17 protein-coding genes are annotated in these 14,975 nt (G+C 56.6%); 6 read left to right on the forward strand and 11 right to left on the reverse strand.

Translation table 11 applies throughout. The features are described 5' to 3' along the window. Nucleotides 1–175 precede the first annotated feature (175 nt). Both DFO52_RS01180 and DFO52_RS01185 read right to left on the reverse strand, forming a co-directional pair. Nucleotides 176–1,060 carry an SDR family oxidoreductase gene (locus DFO52_RS01180; protein ID WP_133548900.1) on the reverse strand — a complete coding sequence of 295 codons (885 nt, stop codon included), beginning with the start codon at nucleotides 1,058–1,060 and terminating at the stop codon, nucleotides 176–178. A gap of 64 nt (nucleotides 1,061–1,124) precedes the next feature. Continuing rightward, the gene (locus tag DFO52_RS01185) at nucleotides 1,125–1,514 is read right to left on the reverse strand and encodes a YdeI family stress tolerance OB fold protein (protein WP_029739605.1); all 390 of its coding nucleotides are present in this window, start codon (nucleotides 1,512–1,514) and stop codon (nucleotides 1,125–1,127) included. 138 nt (nucleotides 1,515–1,652) lie between these two features. Here DFO52_RS01185 and DFO52_RS01190 point away from each other — a divergent pair, with 138 nt between their 5' ends. Genes DFO52_RS01190 through DFO52_RS01205 form a run of 4 tightly spaced genes read left to right on the forward strand, consistent with a single transcriptional unit; the run spans nucleotide 1,653 to nucleotide 4,146 of the window. Next, on the forward strand, nucleotides 1,653–2,156 hold the full coding sequence (locus DFO52_RS01190) for a hypothetical protein (RefSeq protein WP_133548902.1): 504 nt from the start codon (nucleotides 1,653–1,655) through the stop codon (nucleotides 2,154–2,156). A gap of 9 nt (nucleotides 2,157–2,165) precedes the next feature. Beyond that, complete coding sequence (locus tag DFO52_RS01195; protein WP_047060810.1) at nucleotides 2,166–2,612, forward strand: YetF domain-containing protein; 447 nt, start codon at nucleotides 2,166–2,168, stop codon at nucleotides 2,610–2,612. 11 nt (nucleotides 2,613–2,623) lie between these two features. Beyond that, complete coding sequence (locus tag DFO52_RS01200; RefSeq protein ID WP_133548904.1) at nucleotides 2,624–3,142, forward strand: 2-oxo-tetronate isomerase; 519 nt, start codon at nucleotides 2,624–2,626, stop codon at nucleotides 3,140–3,142. A 17-nt stretch (nucleotides 3,143–3,159) separates the two neighbouring features. Beyond that, a complete protein-coding gene (locus tag DFO52_RS01205; protein ID WP_133548906.1) occupies nucleotides 3,160–4,146 on the forward strand; it encodes an SDR family oxidoreductase in 987 nt (328 codons plus the stop codon). On the opposite strand, the gene DFO52_RS01210 is transcribed toward DFO52_RS01205, so the two are convergent. The 8 genes from DFO52_RS01210 to DFO52_RS01245 all read right to left on the reverse strand — a co-directional run bounded on the left by DFO52_RS01210 (nucleotide 4,147) and on the right by DFO52_RS01245 (nucleotide 10,684). Further along, entirely contained in the window at nucleotides 4,147–5,772 is a 1,626-nt protein-coding gene (locus tag DFO52_RS01210; protein WP_133548908.1) for an alpha-amylase family protein, read from the reverse strand. 8 nt (nucleotides 5,773–5,780) lie between these two features. Then, complete coding sequence (cydB, locus tag DFO52_RS01215; RefSeq protein WP_133548910.1) at nucleotides 5,781–6,791, reverse strand: cytochrome d ubiquinol oxidase subunit II; 1,011 nt, start codon at nucleotides 6,789–6,791, stop codon at nucleotides 5,781–5,783. Continuing rightward, nucleotides 6,791–8,194 (reverse strand): cytochrome ubiquinol oxidase subunit I, encoded by a 1,404-nt coding sequence (locus tag DFO52_RS01220; RefSeq protein WP_029739598.1) that lies wholly within the window; start codon nucleotides 8,192–8,194, stop codon nucleotides 6,791–6,793. Before DFO52_RS01220 ends, cydB begins: the two co-directional genes overlap by 1 nt. 68 nt (nucleotides 8,195–8,262) lie before the next feature. Continuing rightward, nucleotides 8,263–9,135, reverse strand: a complete 873-nt coding sequence (locus tag DFO52_RS01225) for a manganese catalase family protein (RefSeq protein ID WP_008502274.1) — start codon at nucleotides 9,133–9,135, stop codon at nucleotides 8,263–8,265. Nucleotides 9,136–9,150: 15 nt separating this feature from the next. Beyond that, nucleotides 9,151–9,657 carry a ferritin-like domain-containing protein gene (locus tag DFO52_RS01230; RefSeq protein ID WP_133549828.1) on the reverse strand — a complete coding sequence of 169 codons (507 nt, stop codon included), beginning with the start codon at nucleotides 9,655–9,657 and terminating at the stop codon, nucleotides 9,151–9,153. A 25-nt stretch (nucleotides 9,658–9,682) separates the two neighbouring features. Then, nucleotides 9,683–9,886: a hypothetical protein gene (locus DFO52_RS01235; protein ID WP_008502273.1), complete on the reverse strand. Its 204-nt coding sequence runs from the start codon at nucleotides 9,884–9,886 to the stop codon at nucleotides 9,683–9,685. 23 nt (nucleotides 9,887–9,909) lie between these two features. Further along, nucleotides 9,910–10,404 carry a ferritin-like domain-containing protein gene (locus tag DFO52_RS01240; protein WP_133548912.1) on the reverse strand — a complete coding sequence of 165 codons (495 nt, stop codon included), beginning with the start codon at nucleotides 10,402–10,404 and terminating at the stop codon, nucleotides 9,910–9,912. Between the two features lie 94 nt (nucleotides 10,405–10,498). After that, nucleotides 10,499–10,684, reverse strand: a complete 186-nt coding sequence (locus tag DFO52_RS01245; RefSeq protein WP_063142815.1) for a general stress protein — start codon at nucleotides 10,682–10,684, stop codon at nucleotides 10,499–10,501. A gap of 527 nt (nucleotides 10,685–11,211) precedes the next feature. Here DFO52_RS01245 and DFO52_RS01250 point away from each other — a divergent pair. Both DFO52_RS01250 and DFO52_RS01255 read left to right on the forward strand, forming a co-directional pair. Then, nucleotides 11,212–12,555 (forward strand): VOC family protein, encoded by a 1,344-nt coding sequence (locus DFO52_RS01250; RefSeq protein WP_059346715.1) that lies wholly within the window; start codon nucleotides 11,212–11,214, stop codon nucleotides 12,553–12,555. Nucleotides 12,556–12,598: 43 nt separating this feature from the next. Continuing rightward, complete coding sequence (locus DFO52_RS01255; protein WP_133548914.1) at nucleotides 12,599–14,104, forward strand: carboxylesterase/lipase family protein; 1,506 nt, start codon at nucleotides 12,599–12,601, stop codon at nucleotides 14,102–14,104. Here the strand turns inward: DFO52_RS01255 and DFO52_RS01260 are convergent. Continuing rightward, a complete protein-coding gene (locus tag DFO52_RS01260) occupies nucleotides 14,091–14,933 on the reverse strand; it encodes a LysR family transcriptional regulator (RefSeq protein WP_029739592.1) in 843 nt (280 codons plus the stop codon). The two genes, DFO52_RS01255 and DFO52_RS01260, sit on opposite strands and share 14 nt — an antisense overlap. Nucleotides 14,934–14,975: the final 42 nt, after the last annotated feature.

Below are 14,975 nucleotides of genomic sequence, written 5' to 3' on the forward strand. Positions count from 1 at the left end.
TGTTAAAAACAGAGCGATGCGGGTGACAAGTTAAGTTGTTTAATTTTGATAACCTGATAGCAAAATATTTTTAACATTTGATCTGTTTGAGTTACAACATGTTTTTCGGGAGGGGGCGATAAGCGAACGTCCTTGTTCATTTATTGCTCATTGCGGAGGAGGGTCGTTTACCGGTTTAGATCACGCCGTCACCGCCGTCAGAGCACCACACCTGGCCGGACGTAAAGGAACATTCATCCGAGGCCAGCGTGACGTACAGCGGGGCAATCTCGACGGGCTGGCCGGGACGTCCCAGCGGCGTGTCGCCACCGAACTCCTTCACTTTTTCCATCGGCTGACCGCCGCTGGACTGCAGTACCGTCCAGTAAGGGCCAGGGGCAACCGCGTTGACGCGGATCCCTTTCGGACCCAGCTGTTTGGCTAAGGATTTGGTAAACACCGCCAGACAGGCTTTCGTTTGGGCATAGTCCAGCAAAACGGGGCTGGGCTTCACCGCCTGAACGGAGGAGGTATTAATGATAACGGACGAGGCTTTCAGGTGGCGCAGGGCCGCCTTGGTGATCCAGAAAGGGGCGTAGACGTTGGTTTTAAACGTCGCGTCAAAATCCTCGGTGGTCAGTTCTTCAAGCGATTCACGGAACTGCTGACGCCCCGCGTTGTTGACCAGAATGTCCAGCCCGCCCAGCTTCGAGACGGCTTCTTCGACCAGATTCTGACAGAACGTTTCGTCCCGGACATCACCAGGCAGCGCGATAGCCTTGCGACCTTCGGCTTCAATCAGCTCGATGACCTCGGAGGCATCTTTTTCTTCTTCAGGCAGATAGTTGATGGCAACGTCAGCGCCTTCACGCGCATAGGCGATAGCGACCGCGCGACCAATACCGGAGTCTCCGCCGGTAATTAGCGCTTTTTTGCCGGCAAGGCGGCCATGTCCTTTGTAGCTTTTTTCCCCGTGGTCGGGTACGGGCTGCATTTCTGATGCCAGTCCCGGCGGCGTCTGCGGCTGTTCCGGGAACGGGGGCTGCGGGTAAGCGTTCGTACGTTGTTTAGTATCACTCATAGCTGACTCCTTAAGCCAAGGGGTGAGATTTGATGGATAACTGCAGCGTTAACGCTTCGCTGAATTATTTCTGCAAACGATCAACACGGACGACGGCAGGAGAGGATTTTTTATCAAGCGAACCGTTGATACTGATCATCTGGTCGGGTTTTACCGTTCTGCCGTCGAAGACTGCCTGGGGAATAATAACGTCGATTTTTCCGGTTTTATCCTGAAATACAAACTTATCGCCGCTACCGTCAATAAGATTACCGCGTAATGAAATTGTCGCACCATCGTGCAATTCTTTTGCCTGCTTGATGGTCATAATACGCGCGTCGTCGGTTCCGCGATATCCGCTATCAAGCGCGTGGGGAGGCGGTGGTGCTTCGCCTTTTTGTAAACCCCCGTTATTATCTGCCCATGCGGCCGGAACCAGAAATATCAATAAAGCGGAAACAAGTGATAATTTCATCCGATATCCTTCATTTTGGGTGTCTTGACTTATTAAGTATTGTTGCTATTCCTTTATGTGGCAAATGTGATAAGTCCTAAAAACATTCGCGTTAGAAATCAAAATTATCGGATAATAAGCGAAACGGTGACGATGGCCATGAAGCGTGAAAATGAAAAGTTACCCGGGATAGACGAGAGTTATCGCTTGCTGACGTTTGAATACGTGTTTCGTCAGGTGGGGTTTATTGTTCTGCTGGGTATTATCGTCGCGGCGATTGCCGGTCTGTTTTCCAGCGGAATGGTCAGCGACACGGTTAAAACGAATTCCGCTAAATCACTGACCATAAACTATGAACGCTTTGGACGGCGGGAGACAGAGACGCGGATGGAGCTCGCGTTTCCGGTGCAGGCCGAGGGGAAGTATGTCCTCAGCATGGCCAGCGAGAGCAGCGATGCGTATGAGCCCGGCAGCGTCTGGCCGCAGCCGGACAGTATGTTCAGCCGCGGAAAGACCCTCTTTTTTGTCTATAACAACCTGAAAGAATCCGACCGCTTCTCCGTGTTACTCTTCACGACACCTTCCAGAGCCGGTAAATGGAACACCGTCATCCGCGTCAACAGCGAGCCGGAGATTAACATCTGGCAATTTGTTTACCCGTAGGAGGCTGATATGGATATGGTCTTTCGCGCGCTGGCTATTTATCTGTTCCTCGTGGTGGTATTTAAAGTGGCCGGGCGTCGTGCGCTGCTGCAGATGACCAGCTTCGATCTCATTCTGCTCTTGATAATTAGTGAAGCCACACAGCAGGCGCTTCTCGGACAAGATTTTTCCGTCACCGGCGCGATGATTACCATTACCACGCTGGTGGTAGTGGATATTATATTCGGGTTGATGAAGAAATATTTCTCGCCGGTGGAGAATATTCTGGATGGTACGCCTGTTATTCTTGTCGAGAACGGCGTGCCGTTAGCCGATAAACTGAAAAAAGTTGACGTGTCCTGTGATGATATTCTGGTGTCAGCGCGTCAAAATAATGGCATTACGAAAATAAGCGACATTAAATATGCCATACTTGAGCGCAATGGTCATATTTCAATCATTCCTTTCGAGAAATAAGAGGCGGCAAGATGAGCAATCTTTTTCACGACAGTAATAATACCGTGGGTGAACTGACAAAAAAGCTGGCGAGCAAATTAACCGATCTCGGGCTCCGCTTAACCACCGCGGAATCCTGCACGGGCGGCAAGCTCTCGGTGGCGCTTTGCGCTGAGGAAAATACCGCCGAATTTTATGATGTCGGCCTGGTCGTGTTCAGCGACGAAGCCAAAATGCGGATCCTCGGCGTGCGTCCCGAGACGCTTGAGCGGTTTACGGCCGTGAGCGAACAGACGGTTACCGAGATGGCCGCCAGTATTCGCGATATCGCCCAGGCGGATATCAGCATCGCCATCAGCGGCTACGCAGGCCCGGAAGGGGGCGACGACGGCACGGCGGCGGGGACGGTCTGCTTTGCGTGGAATATACGCGGCGAGACGGAAACCCGCACCGTGCTTTTCTCCGGTGACTGTCAGGATGTGGTGGAAAAAGCGGTGCACTTCTCGCTGGCGGAGCTGCTGGCAGCATTGTCTGACGAGGATAACGGTTAAACTCACGGGGAGGTTCTATGGCTGTCATAGTGATTACCGGCGGAACGGCGGGCGTGGGAAAAGCCACGGCGCTGCACTTTGCAAAGGCGGGTTACGACGTGGGGCTCATCGCCCGCGATGAAGCTAGCCTGCACTCCACCCAGGAGGAGCTGCGGCGCTTTGGCGTTAATGCCCACGCCGTGCAGGCGGACGTCGCCGACAGCCAGGCGGTGGTGGACGCCGCTAACGAAATTGAGTATCGCCTCGGCGCGATTGATGTCTGGGTGAACAACGCCATGGGGGCCGTTCTGGCACCGTTCCGAACCCTCACGCCGGACGAGTTCCGTCGCGTGACTGACGTGACGTACCTCGGCTACGTGAACGGCACCCGCGCCGCGCTCGAACTTATGGTTCCGCGTGACAGGGGCGTGATTATCCAGGTGGGGTCCGCGCTGGCCTACCGTTCCATTCCGCTGCAGTCAGCCTACTGCGGCGCCAAAGCGGCGATCCGCGGGTTCACCGATGCGGTGCGTACCGAGCTGATGCATGAGAACAGCCGGGTTCAGCTTTCGATGGTCCAGATGCCCGGACTCAATACCCCGCAGTTCGAATGGGCGAGGAATAAGTTTGCCTGGGCGATGCGTCCGGTGCCGCCGGTCTTTGAGCCCGAGGTGGCCGCCAGCGCCATCTTCAGGGTGGCGCAAAAACCGGTTCGCGAGCTGTGGGTAGGCAGCAGCACCATCCAGTCAATCGTCGGGCAATTTTTCTTCCCCGGCTTTCTTGACCGGCTGATGGTAAAAAAGGCGTGGGAAGGGCAGATGACCGACGATCTCAACGCGCCGGATCGCCGGGACTACCTCGACCAGCCGGTTAACGATCTGCATAAAATCCACGGTCGCTTTACTGACGAGGCGAAAACCCGCGCGCCGTCCGTCACCTCCGGCATGCCGGGTAAGGTGGCGCTGGGCGCCCTCGCGGTGGCTGGGATAGTGCTGACGCGTCTGATAACCCGCCGGAAACCCTAGTCAGCGCAGCGCGCTACGGTGCGTCCAGAACCAGCGATAGCCGTAGCCGCCAAGAGTGAGCTGAACGGTTTTGCCGCAAATCAGCGCGTCATCGTAGCGCTTGTCCTCGAGACAGGCGGTCCAGGTGGCGTTGCGGATGCCTTTTGCGGTGAACTGCACCGGCTGGTCGCTGAAGTTGACGAAGGTCAGGATGCTGCGCTCGTCGGTCTCGTAATAGAGCCCCAGCACCGCGTCATCATCGATTGTGATAAGGCGAAAGGGTGCAACGGCAATTTCGGGGAACTCCGAGCGGGTATTAGCAATATCGATGATCCGGTGCAGAAGCGAGTTGTGGTGAAGCAGCGAATCGGCGACGTTGACTTTCTGATAGCGGTAAGGGCCGTGGTCGATAATCGGTGCGATAAATTTTTCAGGGTCTGCTGCGGAGAAACCGCCTCCCTGTGACCCCGCCCACTGCATTGGGGTGCGGACGGCGTAGCGCTCCTCCAGAGCCAGGTCGTCACCCATGCCGATCTCGTCGCCATAGCGCATCACCGGGACACCCGGCAGGGAAAACAGCACCGCGTGGCAGAACGCCAGTCGCTTCCGATCGCCGTTGAGCATCGGCGCCAGGCGGCGGCGGATCCCGCGCTGATAGACGTTCATCTGTTCGTCAGGGGCAAACGTGTCGAGGACAAACTGTTTGTCTTTCTGACTAATGCCTTCCAGATCCAGCTCGTCGTGGTTGCGCAGCCAGTTAGCAAAACAGCAGGCATCAGGCGGGACGATCATCTTCTTCACCGCATTGCGCAGCGGGCGGGCGCTTTTGCGGGCCAGGCTGACGTAGAAATACTTGTTGAGCCAGAAGTTGAGCACCAGATTCAGGCGGTCATTATTGCCGAAGTAGTCTTTATAGGTCTCAACGTCTACGTCCACTTCACCCAGCAGGATCGCGTCCGGATTGCGCTCTTCGATAAGACGCCGCATATGTTCGAGGATCCACAGCCCCTTTTTTTCATCGCCGTTTCCCGCCTGCGTGGTGAGGTGGGACGCGGCGTCGAGGCGAAATCCCGACACGCCAAGCTTGAGCCAGAAGAGGATGATGTTCTCAATCTCTTTAAGCACCGCGGGCGAGGTAAGGTTCAGATCCGGCTCGTGGCGATAGAACATGTGCCGGTAGTATTGTCCCGCCTCGTCGTCCCAGGTCCAGATGCTCTTTTCCACGCCGGGAAACATGGGGGGCGTATCGTCCTCGTCGCTATCCGACCAGAGGTAGTAATCACGATAGGGTGACGCCGGGCTGCGGCGCGCCTGCTGGAACCAGGGATGCGCGTCCGAGGTGTGCTGGATCAGCAGCTCGATAATGACCTGCATGCCAAGCTCGCGGGCCTGTTCGATAAAGGCGATGATATCGGCCAGTTTTCCGAAGCGGGGATCCACCTGGAGGTGGTCGCTGACGTCGTAGCCTTCATCGAGAAAGGGCGTGAGGTAAAACGGGGTGATCCAGATGACCGTCGCCCCCATGCGGCGAATATAGCGCAGCTTGGCCGCGATCCCGGCGATGTCCCCGCAGCCATCGCCGTTCAAATCATAAAATAGCGCGGTATCAATCTGATAAATAATGGCTCGTGTATGCCAGTCGGTCATAGCGTTCCTCAGTGATAGCCTTCAGTATCCGACACTTTGCCCCGGAAGACGTAGTAGCTCCAGGCGGTGTACACCAGGATCACCGGAATAATCAGCAACGTGCCTACCAGCATAAACAGCTGGCTGGCAGGCGGGGCCGCGGCTTCCCACAGGGTGATGCGCGGCGGAATAATGTTCGGCCAGAGGCTGATGCCGAGCCCGCTAAACCCGAGGAAAATAAGCCCCAGCGTCAGCAGGAAGGGGCGAGAGTGGCTATTCGGGTTGCGGGTGAGGCGCCAGATCAGCACGCTGAAAAGCCCGACCAGCAGAGGCACCGGCAGGAACCAGAAGAAGTTGGGCAGGGTAAACCAGCGGTCTGCCACGTACTGCCAGCCGAGCGGCGTCCAGATGCTCACCACGGCGATGACGACCATCAGCGCCAGCAGCACGTGGCGGGTCAGCTCGCGCATGCGGATTTGCAGCGCGCCTTCACTTTTCATGATGAGCCAGGTGGTGCCCAGCAGCGTGTAGGCGACGACCAGCCCGATACCGCAGAAGAGGTTGAAGGGGGTGAGCCAGTCAAGCGCGGAGCCGACAAAGCGTCGGCCCTCAACGTCAAAGCCGTTGATCATTGCGCCCACGACGATGCCCTGGCTGAATGTCGCGAGCAGAGAGCCGCCCGCAAACGAGTAGTCCCAGAACTTTCGGTGCGACGGCGTGGCTTTGAAGCGGAACTCAAAGGCGACGCCGCGAAAGATCAGGCCAATTAGCATGGCGGTAAGGGGAATGGTCAACGCATCCACAATCACAGCATAGGCCAGCGGAAAGGCGCCGAATAACCCTGCGCCGCCGAGCACCAGCCAGGTTTCGTTGCCGTCCCAGACCGGCGCCACGCTGTTGACCATCACATCCCGCTCCTTCGCATCGCCCACGAAGTTAAACAGCAGGCCGATGCCCAAATCAAAGCCATCCATAATGATGTACATCAGCGTGGCAAAGACGATGATGGCAAACCAGATCACTGAGATATCGACGCCCATCAGGTTCTCTCCTCTTCAGGAACAGACTCAGCGGCAGACAGCGGACGGGCGGGTGTGCCCGAGGTGTTTGACGTCAGCGTATCGACAGGCTGCGGTCCTTTCTTAATCAGCCGGATAAGGTAAACATAGCCCACGCCAAACACCGACGTGTAGACGACGAAGAACGCCAGCAGGCTGATGCTCATCTGCAGGGTGCTGTGCAGCGATACCGCGTCGATGGTGCGCAGATAGCCATAGACCACCCACGGCTGGCGGCCCACTTCGGTGGTCACCCAGCCGGCGAGCAGCGCCAGCAGCCCGGCAGGCCCCATGCAGAGAGCAAACCAGTGGAACGGGCGCGAGTGGAAAAGGCGATGGCGATAGCGCAGCCAGACGCTGATAAGCCCGAGGGTAATCATCAGCAGCCCCATCCCGACCATGACGCGGAACGACCAGAAAACGATGGTCGAGTTTGGGCGATCTTCTTTCGGAAAATCTTTCAGCGCCGGGACCTGCTTATCCAGGCTGTGCGTCAGGATAAGGCTGCCGAGCGCGGGGATCTCCAGACCATATTTGGTGCGCTCTTCGTCCATATCCGGCAGGCCAAACAGCAGCAGCGGGGTGGCCTCGCCGGGCGGGTTTTCCCAGTGCCCCTCGATGGCGGCAATTTTGGCCGGCTGATGCTCAAGCGTGTTCAGACCGTGCATATCGCCCACGACCGCCTGGATGGGTGCGACCAGCAGCGCCATCCACATCGCCATGGAAAACATGGTGCGGACGGCGGGGGTATCGTTACCGCGCAGCAGGTGCCATGCGCCCGACGCGCCGACAAACAGCGCGCTGCTCAGAAACGCGGCGATAGCCATATGAATCAGGCGGTAAGGGAAGGAGGGATTAAAGACGATCGCCAGCCAGTCCTGCGGGATAACCTGTCCGTTTTCAATAGTGAAGCCCTGCGGCGTATGCATCCAGCTGTTGGACGCGAGGATCCAGAAGGTCGACATCAGCGTGCCGAGCGCCACCATGCAGGTTGAAAAGAAGTGCAGGCCCGGGCCGACCTTATTCCAGCCGAACATCATGACGCCAAGGAAACCGGCCTCGAGGAAGAAGGCGGTTAACACCTCATAGGTCAGGAGTGGGCCGGTAATACTGCCCGCGAACTGTGAGAACCCGCTCCAGTTGGTGCCAAACTGGTACGCCATGACCAGCCCGGAAACGACACCCATCCCGAAGTTAACGGCAAATATCTTGAGCCAGAAATGGTACAGCGATCGCCAGACGTCGTTTTTGGTGCGCAGCCACATGCCCTCCAGCACCACCAGATAGCTGGCGAGGCCGATGGTGATCGCAGGAAAAAGGATATGAAACGAGACGGTAAAAGCGAACTGAATTCTGGCCAGATGGAACGCGTCGAGTTCGAACATGGTCCGTACCTCTGAAACGATGGGGCACGAGAATTGCCGGGCAGTTTATGGCTGCCCGGCAAAACCGATTACGGTTTAGTCTTACCGGCACCCAGCTCGGCACCGGTCAGCGGGTCAGAATGTGGATCGGACTTCGTGCGGGCAGACATCGCCTTGACCAGGGTTGCCTGTTCGGTCGTGAGCGTGACGCTTGCGCTGCCATCGCCGCCGTCAACCGCAGGCTGGGGGGACTCAACGTAATCGAAATGTTTATCGCTGTTCCAGCTTCCGCGAACCTCTCCACCTTCAGACATATTGTAGTACTTGTTGGTGAATTCCTCGATTGGCGGCAATTTTCCCGGTGGGAAATTATTACGGATGGACTGCAGCGCCTTCTCAAAGGAGAGCTGATGCGCCGCCTCGCGCGTCATCAGAAACGCCAGCGCATCCTTTACGCCGGGATCGTCGGTCACGTTGATCAGCCGTTCATAGATGATTTTCGCTCTGGCCTCTGCCGCCACGTTTGAGCGCAGGTCCGCCGTCGGCTCGCCGATGGTATCGACGTAGGCCGCGGTCCAGGGCACGCCCGCCGAGTTAGTGAGCGGGGTGCCACCACCGTAGAGAAGGGAGGTGATGTGGCTGTCATTGCCGTTTTCGGTCATGGACCGATACAGCTCAGCCTCGTTTTCCACCCCTTCCGCCAGCGCGCCTTTAGCGCCTTTATTCAGCATGCCGACCAGAGTACCGATGATTTCGAGGTGGCTTAGCTCCTCGGTCGCGATATCCATAAGCATATCTTTACGGCCCGGATCGTCATCGCTCAATCCTTGCGTAAAGTACCGGCAGGCGGCAGCCAGTTCGCCCTGCGGCCCACCGAACTGTTCCAGTAAAAGGTTGGCGAGGCCAGGGTTCGGTTCGGCAACGCGAACCGTGTATTGCAGCTGTTTGACGTGTCGGAACATGGCGATTCTCCCGGATTATTTTTTCGCTTCGACGCCCGATGCGTCTGAACGCAGCAGGAACTGTTCCGTGGTCTGCGGAATATGACGAATCAGCCAGTCGGCCATTTCGCGTTCTTCCGCAAGAATCGTCTCGATGGCGGGTACCGAGGCGACGTCGCCTGCTTTCTTAGCCGCCGTGAGCAGGGAGGTATAACAGGCTATTTCAAACTGCTCGAAAACATAGCCGCTGATGGAACCCTTAACGATCTCATCCGACGGGAACATGCCGCCGATAGACTGGCCCAGCGCCGCCATTTTGCTCATCGAATCTTTTAAAACCGAACGAGAAATATCATTACGGTCGAGGATTTCTTCCAGCAATGTAATTTGCCGTTTTGTCTCATTAATATGCTGCTCAATTCTGGCGCGAACATCAGGATAATTATCGATACGGCTGGCCATGGATTCCAGCATAGATTCGGCTTGCTTTTCCATCGCATGGGCATCGCGTAGCCAGTCATGGTAGTGTTCTACGTGATTCATCATTGTATCCTCATTAGGGGTTCGCTTATTTGGTCTCACTTTCAGCAGCCTGATCGGCACGCGCGGCACTGTAGCCGGATAAATGGCCGACAATATTGGCGTAAATACTGATGATAATGACCCATAGCACGCTATTCTTCCACCATATTACGGAGGGGATGGCGAGAATGAACCATATTATGGCTGCCGCTAAATGGCACCGTTTAATTGTCCTGGGACTGATGCTCATTTTATTTAACCTGTATTATTGCGTCATTTCTGCGCTTTTTGGTTAATATTTCCTACGGCCAGGTTGGTGAGTTTAAGGTCGGTCTCTTTTTCTTCTTCCAGCGTTTCGGCAAGAAGCTTAACGGCTTTTTTATAGCCCAGCTGTTCTGCTAATGTGGCGAGGGTACCGTAGCTGGCAATTTCGTAATGCTCGACCTTTTGCGCAGCGGCAATAAGTGCGGCATCACGTACTTCATTTTTTTCCGTACTTTCGATGACTTCGTTGGCTTCTTCAATTAAGCCTTCCATCGCCACGCATTTCATGCGCTTAAGCTTGATACCGTCTTCCTGTTCGACGATCTGGTCGATACGTTCAATCTGACCCTGCGTCTCCTCAAGGTGTGCGGTGAAGGCGGCGCTCAGCTTCTCGCTGGAGGCGGCGCGGGCAAGCTTGCTGAGCGCGCGGGTAAGCTGCTTTTCCGCACTGTAGGTATCCGACAGAAGATGAATAAAAACATCCTCGACGCTTTTCATATTCATAATAATTACGCTCCGGTAAAATGAAGAAAGGTTACTGCGAGCTATTCAGCCCGCAGCATGCTCTCAGGTTTTATTAAAAGAGTTTTAAATAAGATCAGGAGTTATCAGATTTACGGCCTCCGCCGTGACTGTTCTGGCCCCCTTTCTTACCCGCTTCGGATGCGCGTTGCGGATCGTTTTTAAAATTCCCACCGCTTTGCTGGCCACCTTTACGTCCAGCTTCTGATGCTTTATCACGGTCTTCAGCGAAATTACCGGAACCACCACGATGCTCTGCCATATTAAACCTCATAGTCATATATTGGTTATGTCAGTACGATACGAAAATATTTCCGTATCACTCGTCGTTCGAGTAATAACTCTAGTCGCTGTGCGGCATCCGTCAAATGCGTTTGGCTATTTGCGGTTGCGTTATTTTTAAATATTTGTAAATTTGCGCTTCGCTTAAAGTGGAAATATGGATAGGCAGGAAGGACTTGTAAACAACCATTCGGATTAATCCTAACTTCGGGCTAAAAATTTGAAAGGTGAGGATAAAAATAATGGCGTACTCATATTGGTTAATTTGCATTCAGGAGAGAGCCAATAAATACTCCTTTATAGCTAGAAAGCGGAACCCTAAATAATTATAAGGAAAATCCTGGATAAAAGCGTTCAGGTCGAAAGGGCGGCCGTTCGGGCCCGTTCAGGGGCCCGTAGCACACGGTTTAACCACTGTCGTCTTAAGATCACAAATCAGAAATTCTTCCCCCCGGAAGGAACGGGTTTCTCTACACTCCAGGTAATATTCACTGGAGGCATGACATCATGGCGAACACCATCACGGCTGATGACATTCGGGAACACTTTTCGCAGGCTATGTCGGCGATGTACCAGCAGGAAGTTCCGCAGTACGGCACCTTACTTGAACTGGTTGCGGACGTAAACCTGGCGGTTCTGGAAAATAATCCACTATTACATGAACAACTGGCTAACGCCGATGAGCTTGCGCGCCTTAACGTGGAGCGTCACGGGGCGATCCGCGTCGGCACGGCACAGGAACTTTCAACCCTGCGCCGTATGTTTGCCATTATGGGCATGTACCCGGTCAGCTATTACGATCTCTCTCAGGCGGGGGTGCCCGTCCACTCAACGGCATTTCGTCCGATAGAGGATGCGGCGCTGTGCCGGAATCCGTTTCGTATCTTTACCTCGCTGCTGCGTCTTGAGCTGATTGAAAACGTCGCGCTGCGCGAGCGTGCCGCGGAGATCCTGTCTCACCGCAACATCTTCACGCCGCGCTGCCTGGAGCTGATCGACCTGCACGAGTCGGAAGGGCACTTTACTGACGCACAGGCCCACGAGTTTGTACACGAAGCGTTAGAAACCTTCCGCTGGCACCGCCATGCGACGGTCGATCAGGAGACCTATCTGGCCCTGAGCAACGAGCATCGCCTGATTGCCGACGTGGTTTGCTTCCCGGGCTGCCATATTAACCACCTCACGCCGCGCACGCTTGATATTGATCGGGTGCAGGAGCTGATGCCGAAGTACGGTATCGAGCCAAAAATTCTGATCGAAGGGCCGCCGCGTCGCGAGGTGCCCGTCTTATTGCGTCAAACCAGCTTCAAGGCGCTGGAAGAGCCGGTGCTGTTTGCCGGTGAACATAAAGGCACCCACACCGCGCGCTTCGGTGAGATTGAGCAGCGCGGCGTGGCGCTGACCCCGAAAGGCCGTGAACTGTACGATAGCCTGCTCGCTCAGGCCGGTACCGGTAAAGATAACCTCACGCATCAGCTGCATCTGCGGGAGATTTTTAGCGCCTTCCCGGACAGCGAAATGCTCATGCGCCGTCAGGAGCTGGCCTATTTCCGCTATCGCCTGACGCCATCAGGGGAAGCCCATCGTCATGCGTTTCGTCCGGGAGACGATCCGCAGCCGCTGATCGAGCGCGGATGGGTGGTTGCCCAGCCGATCACCTACGAAGATTTCCTCCCGGTCAGCGCCGCGGGGATTTTCCAGTCCAATCTCGGGAACGAAACCCAGGCCCGCAGCCACGGTAACGCCAGCCGCGATGCGTTTGAAGACGCGCTGGGATGCCCGGTATATGACGAGTTTACGCTCTACCAGGAGGCTGAAACGCGCAGCAAACAGCGTTGCGGTTTGCTCTGAAATCGTTACTCTGCTGGGGTGTGATGGAAAAATTAAGGTCGTTATGCAAAATCCTTCCGCCCCTGTGGTTGAAACGCGCCAGGGCGCACTGTCTGGTTTAACCGATGAAAACGTCCACCTCTGGTGCGGTATTCCCTACGCCGCGCCGCCCGTGGGGGAGTGGCGCTGGCGCTCTCCCCGGCCGCCTGAACGCTGGGATGGCCTGCGCGAGGCCACGGCTTTCTCTCCCTCAAGCTGGCAAAGCAGCGAGTATTGTCAGGAACTAGGCGGCGGCGATCCGGGCCAGTTTTCCGAAGATTGCCTCTACCTTAACGTCTGGTCTCCCGCAGAGCGCGCCGAGCCGCTGCCGGTTATGGTCTGGCTGCACGGAGGCGGGTTTACGATTGGTGCCGGTGGCCTACCGCCGTATAACGGCAAAGCGCTCGCCACGCGCGGCGTGGTTGTGGTCACGATTAACTACCGTCTCGGTCATCTTGGCTTTTTCGCCCATCCCGCGCTGGAAGGAGAAGAAGGGCGCGTGGTGCATAATTTTGCCCTGCTGGATCAGATCGCCGCGCTCGAATGGGTGCGGGAGAATATCGCCGGGTTTGGCGGGGATCCCGCTAATGTGACCCTGTTTGGCGAATCCGCCGGCGCGCGCAGCGTGCTCTCTCTGCTGGCTTCTCCGCTGGCCGAAGGATTGTTCCATAAGGCGATTGTGCAAAGCGGATACACCTTGCCTGACACGCCGCGCGAGCAGGCCCTGCAAAAAGGGGAAGCGCTGGCCGACCATTTCGGCCTGGAAAATGCGACCGCCGGGCAGCTGCGCGCCATTCCGCCCGAGGCGTTCTGGCCGCTCACCGCGCCGCTGAACGTCGCCCCGGCGCCTATCGCTGGAGATTGCGTTCTGCCGGAAGCCATGCTGGACGTCTTTTTCGCCGCCCGTCAGCATCCGGTGCCGGTAATGATTGGCTCCAACAGCGATGAAGCCAGCGTGATGGCGGTGTTTGGCATCGATCTCGCCGGACAAATTCAGAAGCTTCGGCGCGAACGCCGCTTCGGGCTGGGGCTGATTAAGCTGCTCTATCCGGGCGTGAAGGGCGATGAAGAGCTGGGCAGGCAGGTGTGCCGCGACATGGCGTTTACCACCATGGGCTACGTGGTGATGCAGGCCCAGCAGCGCGTCGGCGGATTGTGCTGGCGTTACTGGTTTGACTATGTCGCAGAGGCGGAACATGGCACGTACATCAACGGTGCCTGGCACGGCAACGAAGTTCCCTATGTCTTCGATACGCTCGGTCAGGTGGAGCCTTCACGTCAGTACGTCAATGAGCGAGATCTGCAGTTTGCTGCCCACGTGGCCGATTACTGGGTGAGCTTTGCGCGTGACGCTGGTTCTCGCGACATCCTGCCCGGGCCGACGCACTGGCCCGCGTGTCGCAAAGGGCGGGACGTCCTGTTACGCATCGGTGTGAATAAACATGCAGCTTTCAGGCTTGAAAACCGCTTTATGCGCGCCCGCATGAGCCTCTTCAAGCGGGTAATGAAGCACCACGTCAGCCTCGATTAAGCAAACAGGCGCGAAACGCCGCGAGACCATTTTCCTCGCCAGGCGTTTCGCGCAGCACCAGCCGGTAGCTTGCGCCGGTTTTTATGCTTGTTTCATAGGGGCGTACCAGCCTTCCCGCGTGAACATCTTCTGCCACCAGCGTTTCGTCGGCGATGGCGACCCCCAGCCCCTGAATGGCGGCCGTAATGGCGAGATCCATCGTATCGAAGTGTTGATTTTTGTGCATGACAAAGCCCGGGCCTTCCTGTTTCGTCAGCCACAGCGACCAGTCCGTCTTATCCCTTGTCGGGTGCAGAAACGTCAGCGAACCCAAGGCAGCACCCGCCCGCACCGGGCTTATCACCGGGGTGAGCGCCTCTTCGAACAGCAGATCGCCTGCGCTCATGTGCGTGCCGAACACAATGGCCGCGTCGTAAGATTCGGTTTTGAAATTGACGTTGTGATCGGTGGTGGTGGTCAGCGCGATCTGCAGATCCGGATGCTCGCGCTCCACCTCCAGCAGGCGCGGCACCAGCCAGCGCATGGCGCAGGTGGGGGCCTTCAGACGGATCACCGTGTGCTGGCTGCGGGCCTGGTCGGCCACGGACAGCAGCTGCTCGAAAGCGGACTGCAGCTCCGGAAGCAGGGCGCTGCCCTGCGGCGAGAGGCGCAGCCCGCGCGCGTGGCGCTCAAAAAGCGGAAAGCCAAACCACGCCTCAAGGGAGGCAATCTTACGGCTCACGGCCCCCTGCGTCAGACACAGTTCCGCCGCGGCATGGGTAAGATTGAGGTGACGCGCGGTGACTAAAAATGCGTCGATGGCATTAAGGGGGAGCGAACGGCGCGACATATAAACACCTCAGCTATGCATTTTTCTCATGGCTATTATGAC

Source organism: Enterobacter sp. AG326, assembly GCF_004362415.1.
Taxonomy (GTDB): Bacteria; Pseudomonadota; Gammaproteobacteria; order Enterobacterales; family Enterobacteriaceae; genus Enterobacter; species Enterobacter asburiae.

Bases quoted from the DNA above. Each gene is read 5' to 3' on its own strand.
- DFO52_RS01205 (WP_133548906.1), top strand. From the start codon at position 3,160: ATGGCTGTCATAGTGATTACCGGCGGAACGGCGGGCGTGGGAAAAGCC.
- DFO52_RS01260 (WP_029739592.1), bottom strand. From the start codon at position 14,933: ATGTCGCGCCGTTCGCTCCCCCTTAATGCCATCGACGCATTTTTAGTC.
- cydB (WP_133548910.1), bottom strand. From the start codon at position 6,791: ATGGGCGTCGATATCTCAGTGATCTGGTTTGCCATCATCGTCTTTGCC.
- DFO52_RS01245 (WP_063142815.1), bottom strand. From the start codon at position 10,684: ATGGCAGAGCATCGTGGTGGTTCCGGTAATTTCGCTGAAGACCGTGAT.
- DFO52_RS01210 (WP_133548908.1), bottom strand. From the start codon at position 5,772: ATGACCGACTGGCATACACGAGCCATTATTTATCAGATTGATACCGCG.
- DFO52_RS01185 (WP_029739605.1), bottom strand. From the start codon at position 1,514: ATGAAATTATCACTTGTTTCCGCTTTATTGATATTTCTGGTTCCGGCC.
- DFO52_RS01250 (WP_059346715.1), top strand. From the start codon at position 11,212: ATGGCGAACACCATCACGGCTGATGACATTCGGGAACACTTTTCGCAG.
- DFO52_RS01240 (WP_133548912.1), bottom strand. From the start codon at position 10,404: ATGAATATGAAAAGCGTCGAGGATGTTTTTATTCATCTTCTGTCGGAT.
- DFO52_RS01200 (WP_133548904.1), top strand. From the start codon at position 2,624: ATGAGCAATCTTTTTCACGACAGTAATAATACCGTGGGTGAACTGACA.
- DFO52_RS01255 (WP_133548914.1), top strand. From the start codon at position 12,599: ATGCAAAATCCTTCCGCCCCTGTGGTTGAAACGCGCCAGGGCGCACTG.
- DFO52_RS01225 (WP_008502274.1), bottom strand. From the start codon at position 9,135: ATGTTCCGACACGTCAAACAGCTGCAATACACGGTTCGCGTTGCCGAA.
- DFO52_RS01235 (WP_008502273.1), bottom strand. From the start codon at position 9,886: ATGAGCATCAGTCCCAGGACAATTAAACGGTGCCATTTAGCGGCAGCC.
- DFO52_RS01230 (WP_133549828.1), bottom strand. From the start codon at position 9,657: ATGAATCACGTAGAACACTACCATGACTGGCTACGCGATGCCCATGCG.
- DFO52_RS01220 (WP_029739598.1), bottom strand. From the start codon at position 8,194: ATGTTCGAACTCGACGCGTTCCATCTGGCCAGAATTCAGTTCGCTTTT.
- DFO52_RS01180 (WP_133548900.1), bottom strand. From the start codon at position 1,060: ATGAGTGATACTAAACAACGTACGAACGCTTACCCGCAGCCCCCGTTC.
- DFO52_RS01195 (WP_047060810.1), top strand. From the start codon at position 2,166: ATGGATATGGTCTTTCGCGCGCTGGCTATTTATCTGTTCCTCGTGGTG.
- DFO52_RS01190 (WP_133548902.1), top strand. From the start codon at position 1,653: ATGAAGCGTGAAAATGAAAAGTTACCCGGGATAGACGAGAGTTATCGC.